Raw genomic sequence first — 19,615 nt, forward strand, 5'->3', positions numbered from 1 at the left:
CCTCCAGGATCTTGGCTGGTCAGGGGTGCGTTCCCCGTGCAGACCCGCCGATCCGCCGATCCGCCCGGGCGAACGAAGACACCGACGGCCGGTGGAGGGTACTCCCCCACCGGGCGCCGGCGCCTTCACGGACTCGCGGCGATCACGCGGCCTTGGCGATCTCCGGGTGCTCGGTCAGCCAGGCGCGGACCGCCTGCTGCTCCTTGCCCTTGCCCGCCTCCTGGATCTTCGCCTCCAGGCCGGTCAGCTGGGCCTCGGTCAGCTTGAACGAGCGCAGCCAGGAGGCCACTTCCGGCTCGTCGTCCGCGAAGCCCTTGCGGGTCAGGGTGTGGATGCCGTCGCCCTGGCCCCAGGCCCCCTTGGGGTCCTCGAGCTTCTTCAGGTCGTACGAGGCGTAGGCCCAGTGCGGCGACCAGAGCACGACCGCCACCGGCTCCTGCTTCTCGTAGGCCCGCTTGAGCTCGGCGAGCATGCCGGGGGTCGATCCGTCGACGACCTCGTACTCGCCGTCGAGGCCGTACTCCTGGAGCACCTTGCCCTTCAGGATCCCCATCGCGCCCGCGCTGGGCTCGATGCCGATGATCCGGCCCTTGAACTCGCCGCCCTTGCCCTTGAGGTCGGCGAGGGAGGTGAAGTCCTCCACGTAGGAGGGGACGGACAGTTCGATGGAGGTCGGTCCGTACCAGGAGCCGAGGTCGTCCAGCTTGTTCCGGTACTTATCCCAGTACTGGGCCTGCGTGACCGGCAGCCAGGCGTCGGTCTGGAAGTCGACCTGGCCGCCCGCGAGCCCGGTGAACAGGGCGCCGAGCTCCAGCTGCTTCGCCTCCACCTGGAAGCCTCGGCGCTCCAGGAGCTCCTTCCACAGGTAGGTCGAGGCGATGCCCTCGTCCCAGGGGATGTAGCCGATGCTGATCTTGCGGCCCTTGCCGGTGCCGCCGTCCGCCCCGGCCGCAGCCGGCTGCCCGGAGCCGCCGAAGCCGTTCAGGCCGCCCGCGACGAGGGCGAGGACCAGGGCGCCGGTGACGGCGTACGCGGGCTGGGGGCGGTGGTTCCACAATTTGGCGGCGCCGCTCGCGGCGGCCTGCGCCTTGGCGAGCGCGCGCCGGCCGAGCGGGGACACCTGGCGGCCTAGCGCGCCGGTCATCCGGTCCAGGTACATGGCGAGGATGACGATGGAGATGCCCGCCTCGAAGCCGAGGCCGATGTCGACGTTGCCGATGGCCCGGTAGACGGCGCCGCCGAGCCCGCCGCCGCCGACCATGCCGGCGATGACGACCATGGAGAGGCCGAGCATGATGACCTGGTTGATGCCCGCCATGATGGTGGGCAGGGCCAGCGGGAGCTGGACGCGTACGAGGGTGTCGCGCGGCGTGGTCCCGAAGGCGTCGGCGGCCTCGACGAGTTCCGTGTCGACCTGGCGGATGCCGAGCTCGGTCATCCGTACGCCGGGCGGCAGCGAGAAGATGATGGTCGCGATGATGCCGGGCACCACGCCCACCCCGAAGAAGATGATGCCGGGGATCAGGTAGACCATGGCCGGCATCGTCTGCATGAAGTCCAGGACGGGCCGCAGGACGGCGCTGACCCGGTCGGACCGGGAGGCCCAGATGCCGAGCGGGACCGCGAACACGAGTGTGACGAGGGTCGCGACCAGGACCAGGGAGAGCGTGGACATCGCGTCGGCCCACAGGCCGACGGAGTCGACGAGTGCGAAGCCGGCGAAGGCGAGCAGCGCGGCGAGCAGGCCGCGCAGCCACCAGGCGGCGACGGCGAGGATGCCGGCGAACAGCAGCGGGGCGGGTGCGTCCAGCACGGCGTGGATGCCGTCGTACAGCCCGGTGACGAGCGCACTGACGGCGTCGAACAGCCAGGAGAGGTGGCGCTGGAGGAAGTCGACTGCGCTGTCGACCCAGTCGCCGAGGTGCAGGCGGGGCATCAGGCGGCCACCTCCACGCAGGCCATCGGGGGCCGCTGTTCGTCGCCGATGAAGGCGATGAGGCGGTCCTGCGGCACCGAGCCGACGAGGGCGCCGTCCGCATCGGTGACGGCGACGGCGTGCGGGACGCGGGCGCTGATGGCGCACAGGTCGGCGAGCGGGGTGTCGGCGGTGACGCTGGGGCAACCGCAGGCGCAGCTCCCGGCGACGGGGTCGGTCATCACGGCGTCGGCCGTGAGCACGCGCGAGCGGTCGACGTCCTGGATGAAGGAGGCGACGTAGTCGTCGGCGGGACGGGTCAGGATGTCCTCGGCGGTGCCCTGCTGGACGATGCGGCCGTCGCGCATGACGGCGATGCCGTCGCCGAGGCGCATGGCCTCGTTGAGGTCGTGTGTGATGAACACGATGGTCTTCTTGAGCCGCTGCTGGAGTTCCAGCAGCTGGTCCTGCATGTCGCGGCGGATCAGCGGGTCGAGCGCGCTGAAGGACTCGTCCATCAGGAGCAGATCGGCGTCGGTGGCCAGGGCGCGGGCGAGGCCCACGCGCTGCTGCATGCCGCCGGAGAGCTCGTCCGGCCAGGACGCCTCCCAGCCGGCGAGCCCGCACAGCTCCAGCGCCTCGGTGGCGCGGCGCTCGCGCTCGGCGCGGGCGACGCCCTGCACCTCCAGCCCGTAGGCGGCGTTCTCGAGGACGCTGCGGTGCGGGAAGAGCGCGAAGTGCTGGAAGACCATGCTGATCTTGGTGGAGCGGACGTGGCGCAGCTCACGCCGGGAGAGCGAGGTGAGGTCCTGGCCGTCGAAGAGGATGCGCCCCTCGGTGGGTTCGAGCAGTCCGTTCAGCATGCGCAGCAGCGTGGACTTGCCGGATCCCGACAGACCCATGACGACGAAGATCTCGCCGGGCTCGACGCGGAATGAGGCGTCGATCACAGCGGCCGTGGTACCGCCTGCGCGCAGCTCGTCGCGGCCGGCGCCGCCCCGGAGCGCGCGGACCGCGGCAGCGGCGTCGCCGGGTCGTCTTCCGAACACCTTGAAGACGTGCTCGGCCTGGAGCGTGGACACATACACCTCGCGGGTCGTACCGGAACGGCGCGCGCCCGGCCGGTGGGCCGGGCGCAGCCGTGGAGCGGTGCGGGATACGCCCGCCCCCGCGCCGGCCGCGTCACGGCCGACGGAAGGGTTCGCTCCGGACCCGCGGGTGCCCAGGGCGTTTCGGGGCAAACGCCGGGGTGACCCACCTCACGCCGGGTCGGGGTCCTCCAGCATCGAGGTGCGCAGGTGCTCGAGGAGGCGGGTCAGCAGGCGAGAGACCTGCATCTGCGAGATGCCGAGCGCGGCGCCGATCTGCGCCTGCGTCAGCTCCTCGCCGAAGCGCATCTGCAGCATGCGGCGCTCCCGGTCGGTGAGCTGTTCGAGCAGCGGTGCGAGGGTCTGGATGTCCTCGACGCGCTCCAGGGCCGGCTCCTCCTCGCCCATGACGTCGGCGAGTGTGTGGCCGTCGGCGGAGCCGTCGCCGCGCTCCGCGTGTGCGGTGTGCGGGGCGTCCAGGGAACCGCTGGTGTGGCCGTTGGCGGCAACGAGACCCTCTATGACTTCCTCGTCCGAGAGGCCGAGGTGGTCGGCGAGGTCCGCGACCGTGGGCGAGCGGTCGAGCGTGGTGGTCAGCTGCTCCTTCGCCTTGGCGATGTCGATGCGCAGCTCCTGGAGCCGGCGCGGGACGCGGACGGCCCAGGAGGTGTCGCGGAAGTGGCGTTTGATCTCACCTGTGATGTACGGCATGGCGAGGGTCGCGAATTCGTTCTCGCGGGCCGGGTCGAACCGGTCGATCGCCTTGATCAGGCCGATGGTGCCGACCTGGACGATGTCCTCGATGTCGCCTCCGTCACCCCGGCCGCGGAAGCGGCGGACGGCGTACTGGACGAGTGAGGCGTTCATCTCTATGAGCGCGTTGCGGACGTACTGGTGCTCCGGGGTGCCCTCGGACAGTTCGTGCAGCCGCCGGAAGAACACCCTCGAGAGCTCCCTCGCATCGGCGGGGGCCACCTCCCTTGGCTCCTCGATCCGCGGCAGGTCCGCGATCCGGGCGGCCTGGATGCCGCGGCGCGGACGGGGGACGACTGTGACGGTTTCGGAAGTGGAGGACGGGGCAGGGGCGGGCATGGGGTTCGCTCCTTGGGCTTGTCGGCTTGCGGCGCGGGACCTTGACTGCCGTAGATGGTGGTCTCTTTCAGCTTATACGTCAAGAATCGCCGGAAATGCGGTCGTCCGCTTACCCGCGCGCACGCGAGGAGCGTCCGCGTGCGCGCGACCCCGCCGGCGCCGCCCCCTGTCGGTTCAGGTGATGCGGAATCCGGTCACCGCGCGGTCCCGGTGGAAGGTCAGCCGGTCCCAGGTGGCGAAGGTGAGATCGGTCATGGCCAGCAGCCGGCCGGTGCCGTCGTGCAGGGTGCGCCGCACGGTCAGGCCGCAGACCGCGGCCGCGGCCGGCGGGTGGCTGCTGCGGGTCATGGTGAGGGTCTCGGCGACCCGGCCCTGCTCGGCGGCCCGCTCGAGCCACCGGTGCAGCGGCCCGAGGTCCTCGTCGCGAACGGACGACCGGTCTCGGTAGCGGGCCAGTTCGGGGCTCTCGGGGATCACGCGCGGGCAGAGGTACGTGACGGCGTGCCGGAGCGTCTCCCCCGACGGGCCGCGCTCGCGGCGGTGGTGGACCAGGGTGCGGTCCCCGCCGTGCATGCCGAGCAGCGCGGCGAGCGAGGGCGGCACGGTGACCAGGGTGAGCCAGCTCTGGTCGGGCGTGGCGGCGGGCGATGACGCGGGTGCGGCGGCGGCCGGTGCGACCACGGTGCGCCGCGGCGCGGCCGGGGCCTCGACGGCCGAGCGGGTGCCGCGGCGCTCGGTGACGACGAGGCCGTCCTCGCGCAGGTGCTGGAGCGCGGCCCGGATGGTCTGCCGGTTGACCTGGTAGCGGGCGGCCAGGGTACGTTCGGAGGGCAGTCTGCCGCCGGGGGTCGCGGCGCGCTCGAGCTCGCGCCGCAGCGCTGCGGCGATCCACTGGTACTTGGGCATGACGGCCGGGCCGCCGCCCCGCGAAGGGGAGGGCATGGCTTCTCCTCTGACGGGTGGTCAAGGACTGCGCGGTCTGCCCGACCAACCTAGCAGTGGTCTATACCTTTCAGTGAGAGGGACTCCAGGATCGCGGCCCACCTTGGCCGGATCCCGACGCCCCGACACCGGAGCCCGCCAAGTCACTGGCCGCGCACCGGGTTCGGGAGCGGGATGTAGCGCGCGTCCGCGCCGTCGGCGCGGGTCCAGCGCAGCAGCAGGTTCGTCTTCGCCGGGAGCGCCGGGGCCGAGAGCAGCTCCGCGATCTCGGGAAGGCCGCGTTCGGCGTCGTGGCGCAGGAACTCCTCGCGCACCGCCGGCCACACCGCGGCGGCCACGCCCGGGTGCTCCTCGGCGAGGGCCCCCGCCACCTCGGTCAGGTGGTTGACGACCAGGCAGTAGACCAGCCGCTGCCAGGCGGCACCGCGCTCCACGTCCGGCAGTAGTTTCACCCCCTCCGCGTCGCGGAAAAGGGCCTGCACCGGCATGCCCTGGGCGTCGACCGCCACGAGGGTGTTCTGCAGGTGCGCCTCCAGTACGACGCCGTGCCGGGCGAACAAGTCGAGCACCGGCGGCACGACGTGGCGCAGATACGCCCGCCACCAGCCGACCGGATCGCCCGTCACGGCCAGCGGGCTGCCCGCGAAGCCCTCCGCGAGCGCGGCGGCGGCCAACGGCGTGGCCCCCGGCTCCACTTGCGCGTGCAGGCCGTCGCGGACCAGGACGGCGAGCTCCTCGAAGGCGAAGGACGCCGTCCGGTAGCCACGGTCGGCGAGCCAGACCGCGTTCGACCCGGAGCTGCGCAGACCGGCGAATCCGGCCTCGACCGCGGCGTCCGTACGGCGCAGCTTCAGCAGGTCGTGCCGCCACAGCCGGCGCACGTCGTTGGTGATCCGGACGTCGAGGCTGAACTTCACGAAGAGGTCCCGCTCGCCGTTCCCTTCGCCGGGTACGTACAACGTCCGGATCGAGGCGGTCGGCCAGGCCGGGAGCCGCCCCGGGCCGAGCCGCAGCAGCCGCCCGTCGGCGAAGGCCTCGCGTACGGGCTCCGAGCAGCCCACCAGGTCCAGCTGCCACGGATGCGCGGGCAGCAGCCGGTACCCGGCCGGCGCGCGGGGGCCGTCGAGCAGCCCGGCCAGCGAGTCGATCGCACCGGCCGCCGCGGGCCCGCCCTCCTCGGCCGCCTGGTCCTCGCGCAGCCCCAGGAAGACCAGCGGGAAGCGGGCGTACGCCTCCGGCGCGTACGGCAGCCAGCTCGCGGCGGGCGCGCCGCCCCGGGCCTTGGGGGCGGGGTGGTACGGGTGTCCCATGACCAGGGACTGCTCGGAGAGCACGTACGGGTCCTGCGGGGGCGCGGCCGCGGCGCGGGCGGCCAGCAGCGCGGCGACGGCCTCGCGGCTGTCGGCGATCTCGACCGGGAGCTCGTCGTTCGCCGCGCCCGTGTACCGGTGCAGCTCGTCGGCGGTCAGTTTGACCAGCTCGGTGTGGCTGAGCGCATGCCACCCGTCCGCCGTGCGCAGTTCGGGGCGCACCGGTCGGCGCCCGCCCCGCACCCGCAGCAGCCGTCCGCTGCCGCGCAGCCGGTGGACGTGCCCCGCACGGGCATCGTCCGGCGTGGCGTCGAGCTCCTCGGCGGGATCGGCCGCTTCCCGCAGCAGGCAGTTCAGCAGAGGGCTGCCGGCGTACGCGTCGGCTGCGGCGTTGAGGTCCACGGATTCCCTTCGGTCCATCCAATGCGCCGGGAGCCCGCCGGGCGTACCACCGGCCGTGATCTTCAGTATCCGCGATGATGAAGTGATCATCACGTCAACCGTGAGAGGAGCAGGGCCCTGGACTCCAGCATGAACCTTCCCGCCTCCCCGGCCGAAGAGGCCGTCTACGCCGAACTGGCCGAGGTGCGCCCCGCGCTCGGTTCCGCGTACGGGGCCGCGCTCCCCGGCGCCCGGGCCGCCGTGCTGACCCGGCTGTGGCGGGCGCTGGCCTTCGAACCGCTGCCCTGGGTGGAGCGCCGGGAGCGCGGGCCCGGCGGGCTGACGCTCCTGCTGTCCGGGGGCGGACGGCTGGAGGGTCCGCTGCCGGACCCGTACGCGACCGACCCGTACGGGTCCGAGGTGCTGCTCGACGGAGCCCCGTACCGGCAGGCCGGGCGGCTGGTGGCGGCGCTGCGGGTGCCGCACGGGGACGCGTTCGCCGCCGAGCTGGACGACAGCACGGCCTCGCTCGCGCTGTCCAGGGCCGGGCAGCCGGCCGCGGAGGACGAGGCCCCGCAGGCCGGCTGGGCGTGGGAGCAGCGGGTGGTCGACGGGCATCCGTACCACCCCAACTGCCGCTCCCGGCCCGGATTCTCGGTGGCCGAGCAGCTGGCGTACGCGCCGGAGCACCGGCCGGTGGTCGAGCTCGGGCTGGCCGCCGTACGGGCCGAGGAATGCCTGGTCACGGGGGCCTGGCCGGCCGAGCTGCGGGAGGGCGGCCGGCTCCTGCTGCCGGTGCACCCGTGGCAGGCGGAACACGTCCTGAAACAGACGGGCCGGGAACCGGGGGCGCTGCTCCCCGGCTTCGCGGCGCATCCCCTGATGGCCCTGCGCACCCTCGCCCCCGTGGCGGGCGGTGCACACGTCAAGACGGCGCTGAGCACGCGGCTGACGTCCTCCGTACGGGACATCTCGGAGTACTCCATCGAGACGGCGGCCGCGGTGTCCGCGTTCGCGCAAGCCCTTTCCGAGCGGCTCGACGGTCGGCTGCACATCACCCGGACCCTGGGCGCGGCGACCGCGCACGGCCCTGACCTGGCCGCGGTGCTGCGCGAGCCGCCCGAGGTGTATGCGGACGCCGCGGCGGGCGAGTGGGTCGCACCGGTGGCGGCCCTGGCCCTGTCGCCGCTCGCGCGCTCGGCGTCGTGGCGGGCCGAGTTCGCCCGGCTCGCGCTCTCGGTGTGCCTGCGGGTGCTGGACCTCGGGGTGGCGCTGGAGGCCCACGGCCAGAACCTCCTCGTCGTCCTGTCCCCGGCCGGGGCTCCGCTGCGGCTGGTCTACCGCGACCTCGCCGACATCCGGATCAGCCCGGACCGGCTCGTCCGGCACGGTCTGCCGGTGCCGCCGCTGTCGGGCCGGCTGATCACCGACGACGTGATCCTGCTGCGGCGCAAACTGTTCGGCTCCCTGCTGACCGGGACTCTGGGGGCCGTGACGGGCTCGGCGACGGCCTTCGGCGAGGCGCTGGCCGAAGCCGCGGGCCTCCCGGCCACCGCCGATACGGAGGCCCTGCTGACCGCGCCCCTGCCGACCAAGGCCCTGACGCTGATGCGGCTGAGCCCCGGAATCCCGGGCGACCAGTGGGCGCAGCTGGACAATCCCCTGGCCGGGTCCGTCGGGCGGGGACGGCGTCAGGGCTGGTGACCCGCGAACACCCTTAGGCCCTGCTGCCCTCCAGCACCTCCAGCCGCTGCCGGGTCAGTCGCAGGAGTCGCGGTTCGAGGCTCGGCAGGGCGCTCAGCAGGCGGACGAGTTCGGGGCCGGCGTCGCGGGCCTCCGCCTGGTCCTTGAGCTGGGTCCAGCAGTAGAGGGCGCCCGCCGCGGCCGCGAGGACCTCGGGGGCGTCCGGCGGCTGGTGCTCCAGGCGGGTGCGCCCGGCGTTGATCCACAGCTGGGTCGCCGACCGGTAGTTTCCGGCCATGCGGGCGAGGTCGGCGCGGATCTCCGCCCAGTGGGTGGCCTCGGGCGAGGTGTACCCGTGGGTCTGCAGCACGTGTTGCTCCCAGGCCTGGGCGAGCGTGGCCGCCTCCTGGTGACGGCCGCCGGCGGCGAGGGCGTGGATGTGCGGCCGGGGGTCCGGAACCTGCACCGGCGGCGCCTGCTGCACCTGCTGCTCCTGGGCGGCGGGCGCGCTCAGTTCGCGCGTCGCCGGGAGGACGAGGGTGCCCGGCGGCAGGGCGGCGGCTCCGACGGCGAAAGCGTGCAGCTGGAGGTTGGCGGGGCGGGTGGGGCTGCGGCGCAGCTGATCGATCCAGTGGCGGGTGTACGAGCTCACCCGGTCCACTCCGCCGGCGAAGGCGGGCGGGACGACGACCCCGTACACCTCGGCGGTGGGCGGGGCGGGCAGGCACCCGTATTCCTGGAGCACCGGCCAGGCGGACTTGTCGGCGACGAGGTCGAGCACCACGGTGGTCGGCCCGGCGGACCTGGCCCCGAGCTCGGTGCCCAGCCAGTCCCAAGGCAGGGCCGTGTAGCGGACGGTGGAGGCCGTGGTCCCGGCCAGCGCGAGGTGGAGTCGGTGCCCGCGGCGGTCGAGGGTGAGCCGCCCCGACAGGTAGACGAGCAGCGGCCCCGGCGTGGCGGCGGCGGTGCGCAGCCGCATGAGCACGGTGTTCGGGTCCCGGGCCCCGTCGAGGTACGTGGTGTCGGTCGGGATCTGGCTGTTCAACAGCGCCGACGCGGGCAGCACCCCGAGCGCGGCCAGATTCGCACTGGGCGCGACCTGGACGGCCCGCCGCCGTACGGCGGCGTCGCCCGCTATGAGAAGAACATGCCCCCGCTGCTGCCTGCCGGCTCCGTCGATCTGCATGGGCAGACCGTACTCACCTCACGAGCCCCTCGCAGCCCGGGGTGTCGAACCATCCCCTGGGGCCCCCGTCGGGCCCGCCCGTACACGGGAGGCTTCAGCAGTCGAACCAGACGACGAGACGAACGCCCTCGTCACCATGGAGCCCCGCAAGGGTACGCATGACGGCCCGGGCCGCTCCCCAGTCGGAGTCCTCCACGGCCTGCTTGCGCGTGAGCCCGCCGAGGCGGGAAGAGTCGGCCGCCGTCGTGCCGTTCGGTCCCCTCGGGGTGTGTACGCCCCGCCCGGTACGGATCGTGGGGGCCGCTCAGGCCGGACGCCTCGGCGAAGCGGGTGAGGCTGGTGTTCTCGATCAACGCCGCCGGAAGCGTGCTGATTTCGCCCCGCTCCCCTGGGCCGTTCGGGGGGCAGCGTTGTCTGCCTGGGCCCGCCTTCGCTCCGATCGGCCCGGGCGATGGCAGGAAGGAGGGATGAGCCTCCATCGCCGCCAGTTGCTGGGCAGCGCACCCGCAGCCGTGCTGGGCGCCTTCGGTGTCGCGGCGGCACCGGCCCGCGGCCCCGACTGGGCGGCGCTCGCCCGCGGGATCGACGGGCGGGTGGTGCTGCGGGGCGACCGCGACTACCCCGAGGCCCGGCAGTTGTTCCAGCCCCGGTACGACACGGTCGCGCCGGGCGCGGTGGCCTATCCCGCGCACGCCGCCGACGTGGCCGTCTGCCTGGACTTCGCCCGCCGCTCCGCCGTCCCCGTCGTACCGCGCGGTGGCGGCCACAGCTACGCCGGCTGGTCCACCTGCGCAGGCGGGCTCGTCGTCGACGTCGGAGCCATGGCCGGACTCACCGTCGAGGGGGCGGAGGGCGTGCGGATCGGCGCCGGAGCCCGGCTCGGCGACGTCAACCGAACCCTCGCCGCGCAGCGCCTCGGCATCCCGACCGGGCTGTGCCCCACCGTCGGGATCGCGGGGCTCACCCTGGGCGGGGGCCTGGGCCTGGCCTCCCGGGCCTACGGGACGACCTCCGACGCCCTCACCGGTGCCACCGTGGTCACCCCCGACGGGGTCGTGCGCGAGGTCGACGCCACCCACGACCCGGGGCTGTTCTGGGCCTTGCGCGGCGGCGGGGGCGGCAACTTCGGCGTGGTCACGGAGTTCCGATTCCGTACCCACCCGGCCACCGACTGCGCCTACGCCGAACTCCACTGGGCCGAAGCCGACTCCGCTGCCGTGCTGTCCGCCTGGCAGCGCTGGCTGGCCGCCCTCCCCGACCCCTTCTGGAGCCAGGTCGAGTTCCTCGTCGATGGGACTGCGGCCCAGGCCCCCGCCGTACGCGTCCTGTGCCTCGACGGACGCGTCGAGCTCGACCGGCAGCTGACCCGGCTGTCCGACCTGGTCGGCAAGCCGCTCCGGGACAGCTGGACCGTCGTGCGCACGTACGAGGAGACGCTGCGGGCCATGTCGGGCTGCGAGGAACGGGATGCCGCCCAGTGCCATCTGACCGGTACCCTGCCCGGCCGCACCGCCGAGGGCCGGATCGGCCGGGACTCGTACGACGGGCGCTCCGACTTCTGGGACGCCGCCGGGCTGCCGGGCGCGGGGGTCGCCGCGGTGCTGGCCGCCGTCCGGAGGTACGGGCAGAGCGTGCCGGCCGGCGGGCTCGGGGTCGTGCAGTTCAGCGGCGAATGCGGCGGTGCGGTGAACCGCCCGGCGTCGGCCGACACCGCGTTCGTGCACCGCGACAGCGCCTTCCTCACCCAGTACCTCGCCTACTGGCCCGCGTCCGCGACGCCCGCTCAGGTGGCCGGGCACCAGCGCTGGCTCGACGGACTGTGGCAGGACCTGCGCCCGTGGGCGAGCGGCCGCGCGTACCAGAACTACGTCGACCCGAAACTGCCCTCCTGGCGCGAGGCCTACTACGGGCCGAACCTCACCCGCCTCGTAGAGGTCCGGCGCACCTACGACCCGGACCGGCTGTTCCGCTTCCCGCAGGCCATCTAGGGGCGTCGTGCGGATCGGGCCGGGCTCGCGGCGTGATCCGCACGACACCCCCCAAAGGAGCTCGACATGCGACGTACGTTGACCGTGGCGGCGGCGACGGCCGCCCTGCTGCTGCCCGCCGGGCCGTTGCCGGTGGCCGAGGCCGGGAGCGCCCTGCCGCCGCCCGGCAGGTGGTCCGCCCGCGAGGCGGAGAACTTCTGGACGGCCGACCGGATGGCGGCCGCGGCCCCCATGACCTTCGCATCGGCCGCTCCGGCCACCGACCCCGGCACCGGGCAGGACTTCGACGGGATCCCGGTCGTCGGCCGGATGTTCGTGATGAAGGGCGGCGGCGCGTACTTCTGCACGGCGAGCGTGGTCGCCTCCCCCGGCCGCAACCTGGTGCTGAGCGCGGCCCACTGCCTGCTCGGCACCGACGCCCGCCAGGTGGCCTTCGTACCGCTGTACACGGCGGACAACCCGCAGCCGTACGGGATGTTCCCGGTGCAGCGGGCCGCCGACGGAAAGTCCAAGGTGTGGATCGACCCGCGCTACAAGAGCCTGGGCGCCGACAAGGGGGCCACCCTCGACGTCGCCTTCGCACAGGTCGGGCCGGATGCCGACGGGTTCCCCGTCGAGGACGTGGTCGGCGGGAACCGCCTGGTCACCGGCGCCGGTTACGAGCACGCGAACGTGTCGCTGATCGGCTATCCGGCGTCGGCTGCGCGCCCGCGGCTGTGCGTGAACCGTACGACCAAGTTCACGAGCAAGGACGCGGGCATCCCCGGATCGTTCCTGCGCATCGACTGCACCGGATACCCCGGCGGGACCAGCGGCGGCCCCTTCCTCAAGAACTACGACAAGGTGACCGAGACCGGGGACGTCGTCGGGGCCATCGGCGGCTGGAAGACGGGCGGGGACACCGCCGACACCTCGTACAGCTCGTACTTCGGCCCGGACGTCAGGAAGTTGTACGAACAGGCGGTTGCCGGGGCGAAGGCGCCGTGAGCACCTGCACCCGGCGGGTGCGCCGCGGGTTCCCCACCGTGCGCGGGGCCGCCGGGAGACCGTCGGCGGTCAGCCGGTCGGCGGGCGGGAGCCCGAGCCGGCGCCGCAGGTCGGCGAGGGCGGCGTGCACCGGCGCCAGGATCACCTCGGCGCGCGGATGTGCGTGCGCGAGTGCGTGCGCGGTGGTCTCGATGGTCTCGGCGGCGTCCTCCGCGGCCGTACGGCTCCACCCGCCGGGCTCGGCGCAGCTCCAGGGGGCGACGGCGTCGTAGAGGTGACAGGCGGCATCGGCCGCGGCATCGGCCCGTTCACCGACGCCCGGCGCCGCAATGGTCGGCAGCAGCTCCATGCCGGGTCAACGACAGAAGCCCCCGCGGGGAACGACCGGCCGGCCGCCGGATCCGTCCGCCTCCTCAGGCGGCCACGGTCTGCAGCCAGACAGGGAGCAGCAGCAGGGAGACCACCGAGCTCTTGATCACCAGCGAGGCGGAGAGGTCCACACCGACGTCGTAGCGCTGGGCGAAGACGAAGAGGTTCTGCGGGGTGGGCATCGCGGCGATCAGGACGAGGTACGTCAGCCACTCCCCCCGTACGCCGAACAGCGGCCCGCACACCGCCCAGGCCAGCAGCGGGAAGCCGAGGCACTTGAAGGCGATGAGGGCCAGCTCCTCGCGGCCGGTGCCCCGGATGTCCAGTCCCAGGCCGCCGAGGTGGAGGCCGAGGGCGAACAGGGCGATCGGCGAGGCGCTGTCGCCGACGAAGGCGGCCCCGTCCAGGACCACCTCCGGGACGTGCACCGAGAGCAGGTTGAGCAGGATCCCTGCATTGCAGGCCAGCACCAGCGGCGTCGAGAGCGAGGCGCCGACGGCCCGGAGGAGCCGCTGCCCGGGCCCGGCCGCGGCCGGGCCGGCGCGGCCGAGCTCCATGATGGAGATGACGACGAGGGACAGCACGCAGACCTGGAACAGCAGGACGGGGAAGATCGGCGCGGCCGTCCCGAAGAGGGTGATGAACACCGGGACGGCGAAGTAGGCCGTGTTCACCTGGACTCCGGCCATCACGCGCAGCGCCACGTCGCGGGGCTCGCGCACGCCGTGGGCGCCCGAGGCGAAGGCTATGGCGAGCACGGCGACGGCGGCGGCCGCGGCGTAGGCGCCGATGGCCCGCCAGTTGAACAGGGCGCCGAGGTCGCTCGCGTAGATGTTGCCGAAGAGGTAGCAGGGGACCGCGAAGAGGAACGCGTAGTCGGCGAAGGCCTTGGACGCCTCGGCGGGGACGATCTTGCGGCGGGCGAGGACGACACCGCCGCCGAAGGCCAGCAGGACCGGCACGAGCTTCTCGAGTGCGGCTGCCGTGCCCATGCGTACCGGCTCCCCCTGTGATCGACCGCGAGCAGCCTACTCGGGCCCGCCCGGAGGGCTTCGGCCGCATAGGCTGGTCCGATCATGAGCGATCGCGACGAAGCCCGGCCCCGTACACCGGCGCCCGCGAAGGCGGCCCGGGCGCCGATGCGGTTCACGGTGGTGCTGCGCACGCCGGCCCGGGCGGCGGAACCCCTTTTCGCGCAGGCGCCCAAAGCCTGGCAGCGGATGCTGCCGTACATCGTCGTCGGCGTCTTCGTGGTGTCGCTGCTGCCGACGACCATCGCCGTGCTGACCAGCGACTACGAGGCCGGCGGCGGCTGGGCCGGGGCGCTCGGCGTGGCCCAGACCGTGCCGCTGCTGCTGGCGGTGACGCGGCCGCTGCCCGCCTGGGCCCTGGTCCTGGCCGCGGACACGGTCGGGGCGGTGGTGCTGAAGCACGCCCACGAGGTGGCCGGGCACCCCTGGCCGTGGACCCCGATGGCCATCGTCGGCTACCTGCTGCTGATGGTCTGCCTGGGGCTGCGCGAGTCGATCCGGACGCTGATCGGGGTGTGGCTGGTCACGGGCGCCGTCGGGGTGGTGCTCGGCTTCGTCCAGCCCGAGGGGGTGACCACCACGGTCGCGCTGCTGTTCGTACTGAGCGGCAGCCTGCTCGCCGTGACGGGGGCGCTGCGCGGGGTCGGCGACGCGCAGCAGCGGATCGCCGAGCAGGAGAGCATCAGCGAGGCCGAGCGGGCCCGGCGGACCCTGCTCGAGGAGCGGGCGCGCATCGCCCGGGAGCTGCACGACGTGGTGGCCCACCACATGTCGGTGATCACCGTGCAGGCGGATTCCGCGCCGTACCGGCTGCCCGGCATGCCGGAGCCGGTGAAGGAGGAGTTCGCGGCGATCGCGGCCGGTGCGCGCGAGTCGCTGGGCGAGATGCGGCGGCTGCTGACGGTGCTGCGCAGCGACCGGGCGAACGGCGGCAACGGCCGGAGCGGGACGCCCGGCAGCGCGGGCGTACTGGCCCCGCAGCCCGGCATCGGCCGGATCCAGCAGCTGGTGGAGGCGACCGTACGGGCCGGGCAGCCGGTGGATTTGTCGCTCGCCGCCGGAGCGGCGCAGGCGGCGCCGCCGGCCGTGGACCTGTCGGCGTACCGGATCGTGCAGGAGGCCCTGGCGAACGTGGTGCGGCACGCGCCGGGGGCCGAGACCCGGGTGTCGGTGAGGCACGACGCCGAGGAGGTCCTCGTGCTCGTGGTGAACGGCCTGGCCGCCCGGGATGCCGTGGCGGCGCTGGAGAGTTCGGGCACCGGGCACGGTCTGGTGGGCATGCAGGAACGCGTACGGTTGACGGGCGGGACGCTGGACACCGGCCCGCTGCCCGACGGCGGCTTCCGGGTCGCGGCCCGCCTGCCCCTGCACGAACCGACGGACGAAGCGCCGAACGACCCGACCGAGGAGGCCAGTTGACCATCCGTGTGATCATCGTCGACGACCAGGCCATGGTGCGGGCGGGGTTCGCCGCCCTGCTGTCGGCGCAGGCCGACATCGACGTGGTGGGCGAGGCAGCCGACGGGCGGCAGGGGGTGCAGGTCTCGCGCACGGTGCGTCCCGACGTGGTGCTGATGGACGTGCGCATGCCCGAGATGGACGGGCTGACGGCGGCCCGGGAGCTGCTCAGCCCGCCGCCGGGGGTCGTCCACCGGCCGAAGGTGCTGATGCTGACCACCTTCGACATCGACGACTACGTGTACGAGGCGCTGCGCGCGGGTGCCTCCGGGTTCCTGCTGAAGGACGCGCCGCCGGCCGATCTGATCGCGGCGGTCCGCGTGGTCGCGTCGGGCGAGGCACTGCTGGCGCCCTCGGTGACCCGGCGGCTGATCGCGGACTTCGTCCAGCAGCGGCCGGCCCCGCGCAAGGAACCGGCGCTGCGGCTGAACGGGCTGACCCCGCGGGAGACCGAGGTACTGGAGCTCATCGCGCGCGGGCTGTCGAACCAGGAGATCGCCGGGCGCCTGGTGCTGGCGGAGCAGACGGTGAAGACGCACATCGGCAGGGTGCTGGCCAAGCTGGGCCTGCGGGACCGGGCGCAGGCAGTGATCTTCGCCTACGAGGCGGGGCTGGTGCGGCCGGGCGACGCCGACTGAGGCCTTCCGGGCCTTCCCGAGCGCGGCGGTCTCCTCCACCGCCCCCTACCGGGGTATGACATCCGACTTGGCTCCACGGTCCGACGTGCGCTCCGACACCTTCTCCTTAGTTTCCTCCTCGTCACGAGGAGAGGAGAAGGGGCATGCGCCGCTTCGGAAGGACCCTGGTCACAGCCGCCCTGGCCGTGGCCGTGGTCGGGGGGACCGCGGGATGGGCCTCCGGCGACAGCCAGCACGCGGTCACCGGACCGCCGCCCGGCACCGCCGCCTGGCGGGCCGAGTCCGCGTCCGGCCGTTCGCTCCCCGATCCCGCGAGCGCCTCGCCGCACGACGTGGCCCGGTTCTTCGCCGGGCTGGACGATGCCGGGCGCCGGGAGCTCGTACGGCGCCACCCGCTGGTGGTCGGCAACCTCGACGGAGCCCCGGTCACCCTCAGGTACGAGGCCAACCGGCTGGGCGTCCTCGCGACCGGCGAGGCGCGCTACGCCTCGCTCGCTTCGCCGGGGCGGCAGATCCTCGCGTTCGACCCGCGCGGGCGCGGCCAGGTCGTCGAGGTCTTCGGGGATCTGGAGCGGGCTGCTCACGTGTCGGTGGTCGTACCGGGTTCCGACAGCGACGCCACCACGTACGACGCGAAGCGCGCGCCGGCCACCGGTCCGGCCGGGATGGCCCGGTCGCTGCGCGCCGCGGCCGGTGAGAACACCGCGGTGGTGGCCTGGGCCGGCTACACCACCCCGGTCGGCGTCGGTCTGGACGCGGCCTCCGGGCGGCTCGCCGAGGCGGGCGCGGACCGGCTGGCCCGGTTCACGGCCGGGCTCGACGCGGTCGGCGCGCCCGACCCGGTGCTGTTCTGCCACAGCTACGGCTCGGTGGTCGGGGGGCTCGCGGCCGGGCGTACGGACGCCAGGGACATCGTCGTGTTCGGCTCGCCCGGCATGCGTGCCGACACCGCCGCCGGCCTGCACACCCGCGCCCGCGTCTGGGCGGCCCGGGGGCCCTCCGACTGGATCGCCGACGTGCCGAACGTGCAGCTCGCCGGCATCGGCCACGGCGCCGATCCGGCCTCCGCCGGCTTCGGCGCCCGCAAGGTGCCCGCCGCCGACGTGCACGGCCACACCGGCTACCTCGTGCCCGGCACCCAGTCCCTGGCGGCCTTCGCCGCGATCGCGAAGGGAGAGGTCCGATGAGCACCCTGACCACGCTCAGGAAGGCCGCCGACCGGATCGAGCGGCAGACCCCCGCCCACCGCGACCGGGCCGTGGACGGGCTGCGCGCCCTCGCCCTGCTGGCCGTGCCGACCGGGCACTGGCTGCTCGGCGGGTTCACCCTCGACGCGGAGGGCGGCCTGCACAATGCCAGCCCGCTGTCCGCCTTCGGCGGGCTGGCGCCGGTCGGCTGGGTGCTCCAGATGCTCGGCATCTTCTTCCTGGTGGGCGGCTACGCCTCGGTGCTCGCGTACCGCCGCCGCCCGGGGTCCGTCCGGGCCTGGCTGAAGGGCCGGATCGCCCGGCTGGGGCGGCCGGTGCTCGGGGTCACGGCGGTGTGGGCGCTGGCGGCGCCGGTGCTGTATGCGGCGGGCGTGCCCGAGGCGACGCTGCGGACGGGAGCCACGCTGGTGATCCAGCCGCTGTGGTTCGTCGGGGTGTACGTGGTGGTCACCGCGCTGACTCCGTACTGCGTACGGGCGGCGCACCGGCTCGGCGGCTGGGCGGCGGCCCCGCTGCTGGCCTCGGTCGCGGCGGTGGACTTCCTGCGCTACGGGCCGCTCGCCGGCTCCGTGCCCTCCTGGCTGGCGCTGGTGAACATCCTGCCGGGCTGGCTGTTCGCGTACCAGCTGGGCGTGTCCTGGGGCGAGCGGCGGATCGGGCGGCGCGGGGCCTGGCTGCTGCTGGCGGGCGGGACCGTGCTGTTCGCGGCGCTGCTGATGGTGTTCCACTACCCGGCGTCGGTGGTCGGCGTACCGGGCGAGGCGCGGACGAACTCGCACCCGCCGTCGCTGCTGGTGCTGGCCCTGGCCGCGGCGCAGTCGGGGGCGGCGATGCTGCTGCGGGACCGGCTGGGGAGGCTGCTGGCCCGGCCGGCGCTGTGGGCGCCGGTGGTCGTGATCAACCTGTGCGCGATGACGGTCCTGTGCTGGCACCAGACGGCCATGCTGGCGGCGGCCGTGCCCGGTGCGTTCGTGGGAGAGCTGGCGGGTCTGACGACGGCGCCGGACAGTCCGGGGTGGATCGCGGCGCGGCTCGCGTGGATGCCGGTGTTCGCGGCGCTGCTCGTGGGCATCGCCCGGTACGCGCGCCGGTTCGAGGAGCCGTGGAAGCGGGCCACGGCGGTGCGGCGGGCGCTCGCGGGCCTGCTGGCGGCCGGGTTCGCGGTGTTCGCGCTGGGCCTGGCTTAGGCCGTCTCTTCCGGATCACTCTTCCGGATCACACCTGACCCGCGGCCTGATCCGAAAGAGACGGGCCTGGCGGATCCGGTGCGGACGTACCGGAGCACGGGGATTTACCAGGACCGTTGCCGCCCGTCAAGCCACGGCTTTCAGGGGCATGACGGGGCGCGGCGGCCGGGCCTTACTGGAAGCGGGTCCACGTGGAGAAGTGGCCCACCCGCACAGGCCACCGACTCAAGGAGCATTCCCATGACTCACCCCTTTCGGACCCGGCGTTTCCTCGTCTTCGCCGCCTCGACCGCCGCGGCCGCCGGAGCCGTGCTGCTGCCCACCGGGGCATTCGCCGCCACTCCCGCGACGCCGCACACGGTCGTAGCCGACGACGGACCCGGCAACCCTGCGCACAGCGAGAGCTCCACCCTCCTCTGGATCACTCCCGAGGGCAGTGACGAAGGCCGGATCGTCGTCAAGCCCGACGTTCAGAAACCCCAGGACAACCGGGCCGTCAACAAGGCCGACCACGGCAAGATCCGCGTCCACGACAACGTCGGCCGCGGCGGCGGCCTGCTGGATCCCCCCAAGGATCCCGTGTGGATCTGCGTCGCCGCTCCCTGTGGTCCCCCGTCGCACGCCCGGACCGTCGCCACCTAGGCGGCCAGGCCACCGGACGAGAGCGCCGCTCCTCGGGGGGAGCGGCGCTCTCGTCGTGGTCGGGCAAGCGGGTCAGGCGATCGACGCGGCGACGATGGCGGCCACCGCCAGGTTGCAGCAGGCCGTGACCCAGACCGCCGGGTGCGGCTCCGGGTCGACGACGATGGCGCCGAGCTTGCCGGGGGTCACCCAGTCCAGCACGAGGAAGGCCACGCCCATCAGGACCAGGCCGAGCACGCCGAAGGCGGCGGTGGACAGCAGGCCCTTGCCGAAGTCGTCGTACGTGGTCCAGATCGAGGTGAAGACGATCCCGCCGACACCGAGGAGCGCGGAGCTCAGCATGACGGCCGCATTCCGGTTGCGCTCCTCCCAGATCTGCTTGGGGAGCTTCCCGGGCGTCAGCACGTCCACCAGGACGATGCCGAGGATCAGCAGCACCAGGCCGAGGGCACCGAAGGCGCTGGTGCGGCCAAGTCCGTTGATGATGTCGCTCATTGAGAAGCCGTTCTC

17 protein-coding genes are annotated in these 19,615 nt (G+C 73.7%); 8 read left to right on the plus strand and 9 right to left on the minus strand.

All coding sequences use genetic code 11. The features are described 5' to 3' along the window. Positions 1-142 precede the first annotated feature (142 nt). The 5 genes from IF09_RS0116525 to IF09_RS0116545 form a co-directional block, all read right to left on the minus strand. Positions 143-1,936, minus strand: a complete 1,794-nt coding sequence (locus tag IF09_RS0116525; RefSeq protein WP_030296382.1) for an ABC transporter permease/substrate binding protein — start codon at positions 1,934-1,936, stop codon at positions 143-145. After that, positions 1,936-2,997 carry a quaternary amine ABC transporter ATP-binding protein gene (locus tag IF09_RS0116530; protein WP_037635124.1) on the minus strand — a complete coding sequence of 354 codons (1,062 nt, stop codon included), beginning with the start codon at positions 2,995-2,997 and terminating at the stop codon, positions 1,936-1,938. The genes IF09_RS0116525 and IF09_RS0116530 overlap by 1 nt, the downstream gene beginning before the upstream one ends. A gap of 177 nt (positions 2,998-3,174) precedes the next feature. Next, complete coding sequence (locus IF09_RS0116535) at positions 3,175-4,095, minus strand: SigB/SigF/SigG family RNA polymerase sigma factor (RefSeq protein WP_030296384.1); 921 nt, start codon at positions 4,093-4,095, stop codon at positions 3,175-3,177. A 174-nt stretch (positions 4,096-4,269) separates the two neighbouring features. Continuing rightward, complete coding sequence (locus tag IF09_RS0116540) at positions 4,270-5,037, minus strand: GntR family transcriptional regulator (RefSeq protein ID WP_030296385.1); 768 nt, start codon at positions 5,035-5,037, stop codon at positions 4,270-4,272. 143 nt (positions 5,038-5,180) lie between these two features. Continuing rightward, entirely contained in the window at positions 5,181-6,767 is a 1,587-nt protein-coding gene (locus tag IF09_RS0116545) for an IucA/IucC family protein (RefSeq protein WP_030296387.1), read from the minus strand. A 111-nt stretch (positions 6,768-6,878) separates the two neighbouring features. Here IF09_RS0116545 and IF09_RS0116550 point away from each other — a divergent pair, with 111 nt between their 5' ends. Further along, entirely contained in the window at positions 6,879-8,432 is a 1,554-nt protein-coding gene (locus IF09_RS0116550) for an IucA/IucC family protein (protein ID WP_051832543.1), read from the plus strand. Positions 8,433-8,445: 13 nt separating this feature from the next. Here the strand turns inward: IF09_RS0116550 and IF09_RS0116555 are convergent, their stop codons facing one another. Next, positions 8,446-9,597 carry a hypothetical protein gene (locus tag IF09_RS0116555; protein ID WP_030296391.1) on the minus strand — a complete coding sequence of 384 codons (1,152 nt, stop codon included), beginning with the start codon at positions 9,595-9,597 and terminating at the stop codon, positions 8,446-8,448. Between the two features lie 467 nt (positions 9,598-10,064). Here IF09_RS0116555 and IF09_RS0116560 point away from each other — a divergent pair, with 467 nt between their 5' ends. Then, positions 10,065-11,585, plus strand: a complete 1,521-nt coding sequence (locus IF09_RS0116560) for an FAD-binding oxidoreductase (RefSeq protein WP_030296393.1) — start codon at positions 10,065-10,067, stop codon at positions 11,583-11,585. Between the two features lie 66 nt (positions 11,586-11,651). Then, positions 11,652-12,572: a S1 family peptidase gene (locus IF09_RS0116565; RefSeq protein WP_037635125.1), complete on the plus strand. Its 921-nt coding sequence runs from the start codon at positions 11,652-11,654 to the stop codon at positions 12,570-12,572. Here IF09_RS0116565 and IF09_RS0116570 read toward each other — a convergent pair. Together IF09_RS0116570 and IF09_RS0116575 are read right to left on the minus strand one after the other, a co-directional pair. Then, complete coding sequence (locus IF09_RS0116570; RefSeq protein WP_051832545.1) at positions 12,526-12,921, minus strand: hypothetical protein; 396 nt, start codon at positions 12,919-12,921, stop codon at positions 12,526-12,528. The two genes, IF09_RS0116565 and IF09_RS0116570, sit on opposite strands and share 47 nt — an antisense overlap. A gap of 64 nt (positions 12,922-12,985) precedes the next feature. Continuing rightward, on the minus strand, positions 12,986-13,933 hold the full coding sequence (locus IF09_RS0116575; RefSeq protein ID WP_030296398.1) for an AEC family transporter: 948 nt from the start codon (positions 13,931-13,933) through the stop codon (positions 12,986-12,988). An 84-nt stretch (positions 13,934-14,017) separates the two neighbouring features. Here IF09_RS0116575 and IF09_RS0116580 point away from each other — a divergent pair, with 84 nt between their 5' ends. The 5 genes from IF09_RS0116580 (at position 14,018) to IF09_RS0116600 (ending at position 19,105) form a co-directional block, all read left to right on the plus strand. Further along, positions 14,018-15,391, plus strand: coding sequence for a histidine kinase (locus tag IF09_RS0116580; RefSeq protein WP_051832547.1), 1,374 nt, complete (start codon positions 14,018-14,020; stop codon positions 15,389-15,391). After that, entirely contained in the window at positions 15,388-16,068 is a 681-nt protein-coding gene (locus IF09_RS0116585) for a response regulator (RefSeq protein WP_030296402.1), read from the plus strand. The genes IF09_RS0116580 and IF09_RS0116585 overlap by 4 nt, the downstream gene beginning before the upstream one ends. A gap of 143 nt (positions 16,069-16,211) precedes the next feature. Continuing rightward, the gene (locus tag IF09_RS0116590; protein WP_030296404.1) at positions 16,212-17,255 is read left to right on the plus strand and encodes an alpha/beta hydrolase; all 1,044 of its coding nucleotides are present in this window, start codon (positions 16,212-16,214) and stop codon (positions 17,253-17,255) included. Further along, complete coding sequence (locus tag IF09_RS0116595) at positions 17,252-18,463, plus strand: acyltransferase family protein (protein WP_030296406.1); 1,212 nt, start codon at positions 17,252-17,254, stop codon at positions 18,461-18,463. Before IF09_RS0116590 ends, IF09_RS0116595 begins: the two co-directional genes overlap by 4 nt. 240 nt (positions 18,464-18,703) lie before the next feature. Beyond that, positions 18,704-19,105 carry a hypothetical protein gene (locus IF09_RS0116600; protein WP_030296408.1) on the plus strand — a complete coding sequence of 134 codons (402 nt, stop codon included), beginning with the start codon at positions 18,704-18,706 and terminating at the stop codon, positions 19,103-19,105. A 72-nt stretch (positions 19,106-19,177) separates the two neighbouring features. On the opposite strand, the gene IF09_RS0116605 is transcribed toward IF09_RS0116600, so the two are convergent. Further along, positions 19,178-19,600 carry a DUF350 domain-containing protein gene (locus IF09_RS0116605; protein WP_030296410.1) on the minus strand — a complete coding sequence of 141 codons (423 nt, stop codon included), beginning with the start codon at positions 19,598-19,600 and terminating at the stop codon, positions 19,178-19,180. Positions 19,601-19,615: the final 15 nt, after the last annotated feature.

It is taken from the genome of Streptomyces katrae, from assembly GCF_000717655.1.
In the GTDB taxonomy this organism is placed as follows: Bacteria; Actinomycetota; Actinomycetes; order Streptomycetales; family Streptomycetaceae; genus Streptomyces; species Streptomyces katrae_B.

What these genes read in the sequence shown, in the direction of transcription:
- IF09_RS0116525 (WP_030296382.1), bottom strand. Translation starts at nt 1,936, where the DNA reads ATGCCCCGCCTGCACCTCGGCGACTGGGTCGACAGCGCAGTCGACTTC.
- IF09_RS0116535 (WP_030296384.1), bottom strand. Translation starts at nt 4,095, where the DNA reads ATGCCCGCCCCTGCCCCGTCCTCCACTTCCGAAACCGTCACAGTCGTC.
- IF09_RS0116540 (WP_030296385.1), bottom strand. Translation starts at nt 5,037, where the DNA reads ATGCCCTCCCCTTCGCGGGGCGGCGGCCCGGCCGTCATGCCCAAGTAC.
- IF09_RS0116545 (WP_030296387.1), bottom strand. Translation starts at nt 6,767, where the DNA reads ATGGACCGAAGGGAATCCGTGGACCTCAACGCCGCAGCCGACGCGTAC.
- IF09_RS0116550 (WP_051832543.1), top strand. Translation starts at nt 6,879, where the DNA reads ATGAACCTTCCCGCCTCCCCGGCCGAAGAGGCCGTCTACGCCGAACTG.
- IF09_RS0116555 (WP_030296391.1), bottom strand. Translation starts at nt 9,597, where the DNA reads ATGCAGATCGACGGAGCCGGCAGGCAGCAGCGGGGGCATGTTCTTCTC.
- IF09_RS0116560 (WP_030296393.1), top strand. Translation starts at nt 10,065, where the DNA reads ATGAGCCTCCATCGCCGCCAGTTGCTGGGCAGCGCACCCGCAGCCGTG.
- IF09_RS0116565 (WP_037635125.1), top strand. Translation starts at nt 11,652, where the DNA reads ATGCGACGTACGTTGACCGTGGCGGCGGCGACGGCCGCCCTGCTGCTG.
- IF09_RS0116570 (WP_051832545.1), bottom strand. Translation starts at nt 12,921, where the DNA reads ATGGAGCTGCTGCCGACCATTGCGGCGCCGGGCGTCGGTGAACGGGCC.
- IF09_RS0116575 (WP_030296398.1), bottom strand. Translation starts at nt 13,933, where the DNA reads ATGGGCACGGCAGCCGCACTCGAGAAGCTCGTGCCGGTCCTGCTGGCC.
- IF09_RS0116580 (WP_051832547.1), top strand. Translation starts at nt 14,018, where the DNA reads ATGAGCGATCGCGACGAAGCCCGGCCCCGTACACCGGCGCCCGCGAAG.
- IF09_RS0116590 (WP_030296404.1), top strand. Translation starts at nt 16,212, where the DNA reads ATGCGCCGCTTCGGAAGGACCCTGGTCACAGCCGCCCTGGCCGTGGCC.
- IF09_RS0116595 (WP_030296406.1), top strand. Translation starts at nt 17,252, where the DNA reads ATGAGCACCCTGACCACGCTCAGGAAGGCCGCCGACCGGATCGAGCGG.
- IF09_RS0116600 (WP_030296408.1), top strand. Translation starts at nt 18,704, where the DNA reads ATGACTCACCCCTTTCGGACCCGGCGTTTCCTCGTCTTCGCCGCCTCG.
- IF09_RS0116605 (WP_030296410.1), bottom strand. Translation starts at nt 19,600, where the DNA reads ATGAGCGACATCATCAACGGACTTGGCCGCACCAGCGCCTTCGGTGCC.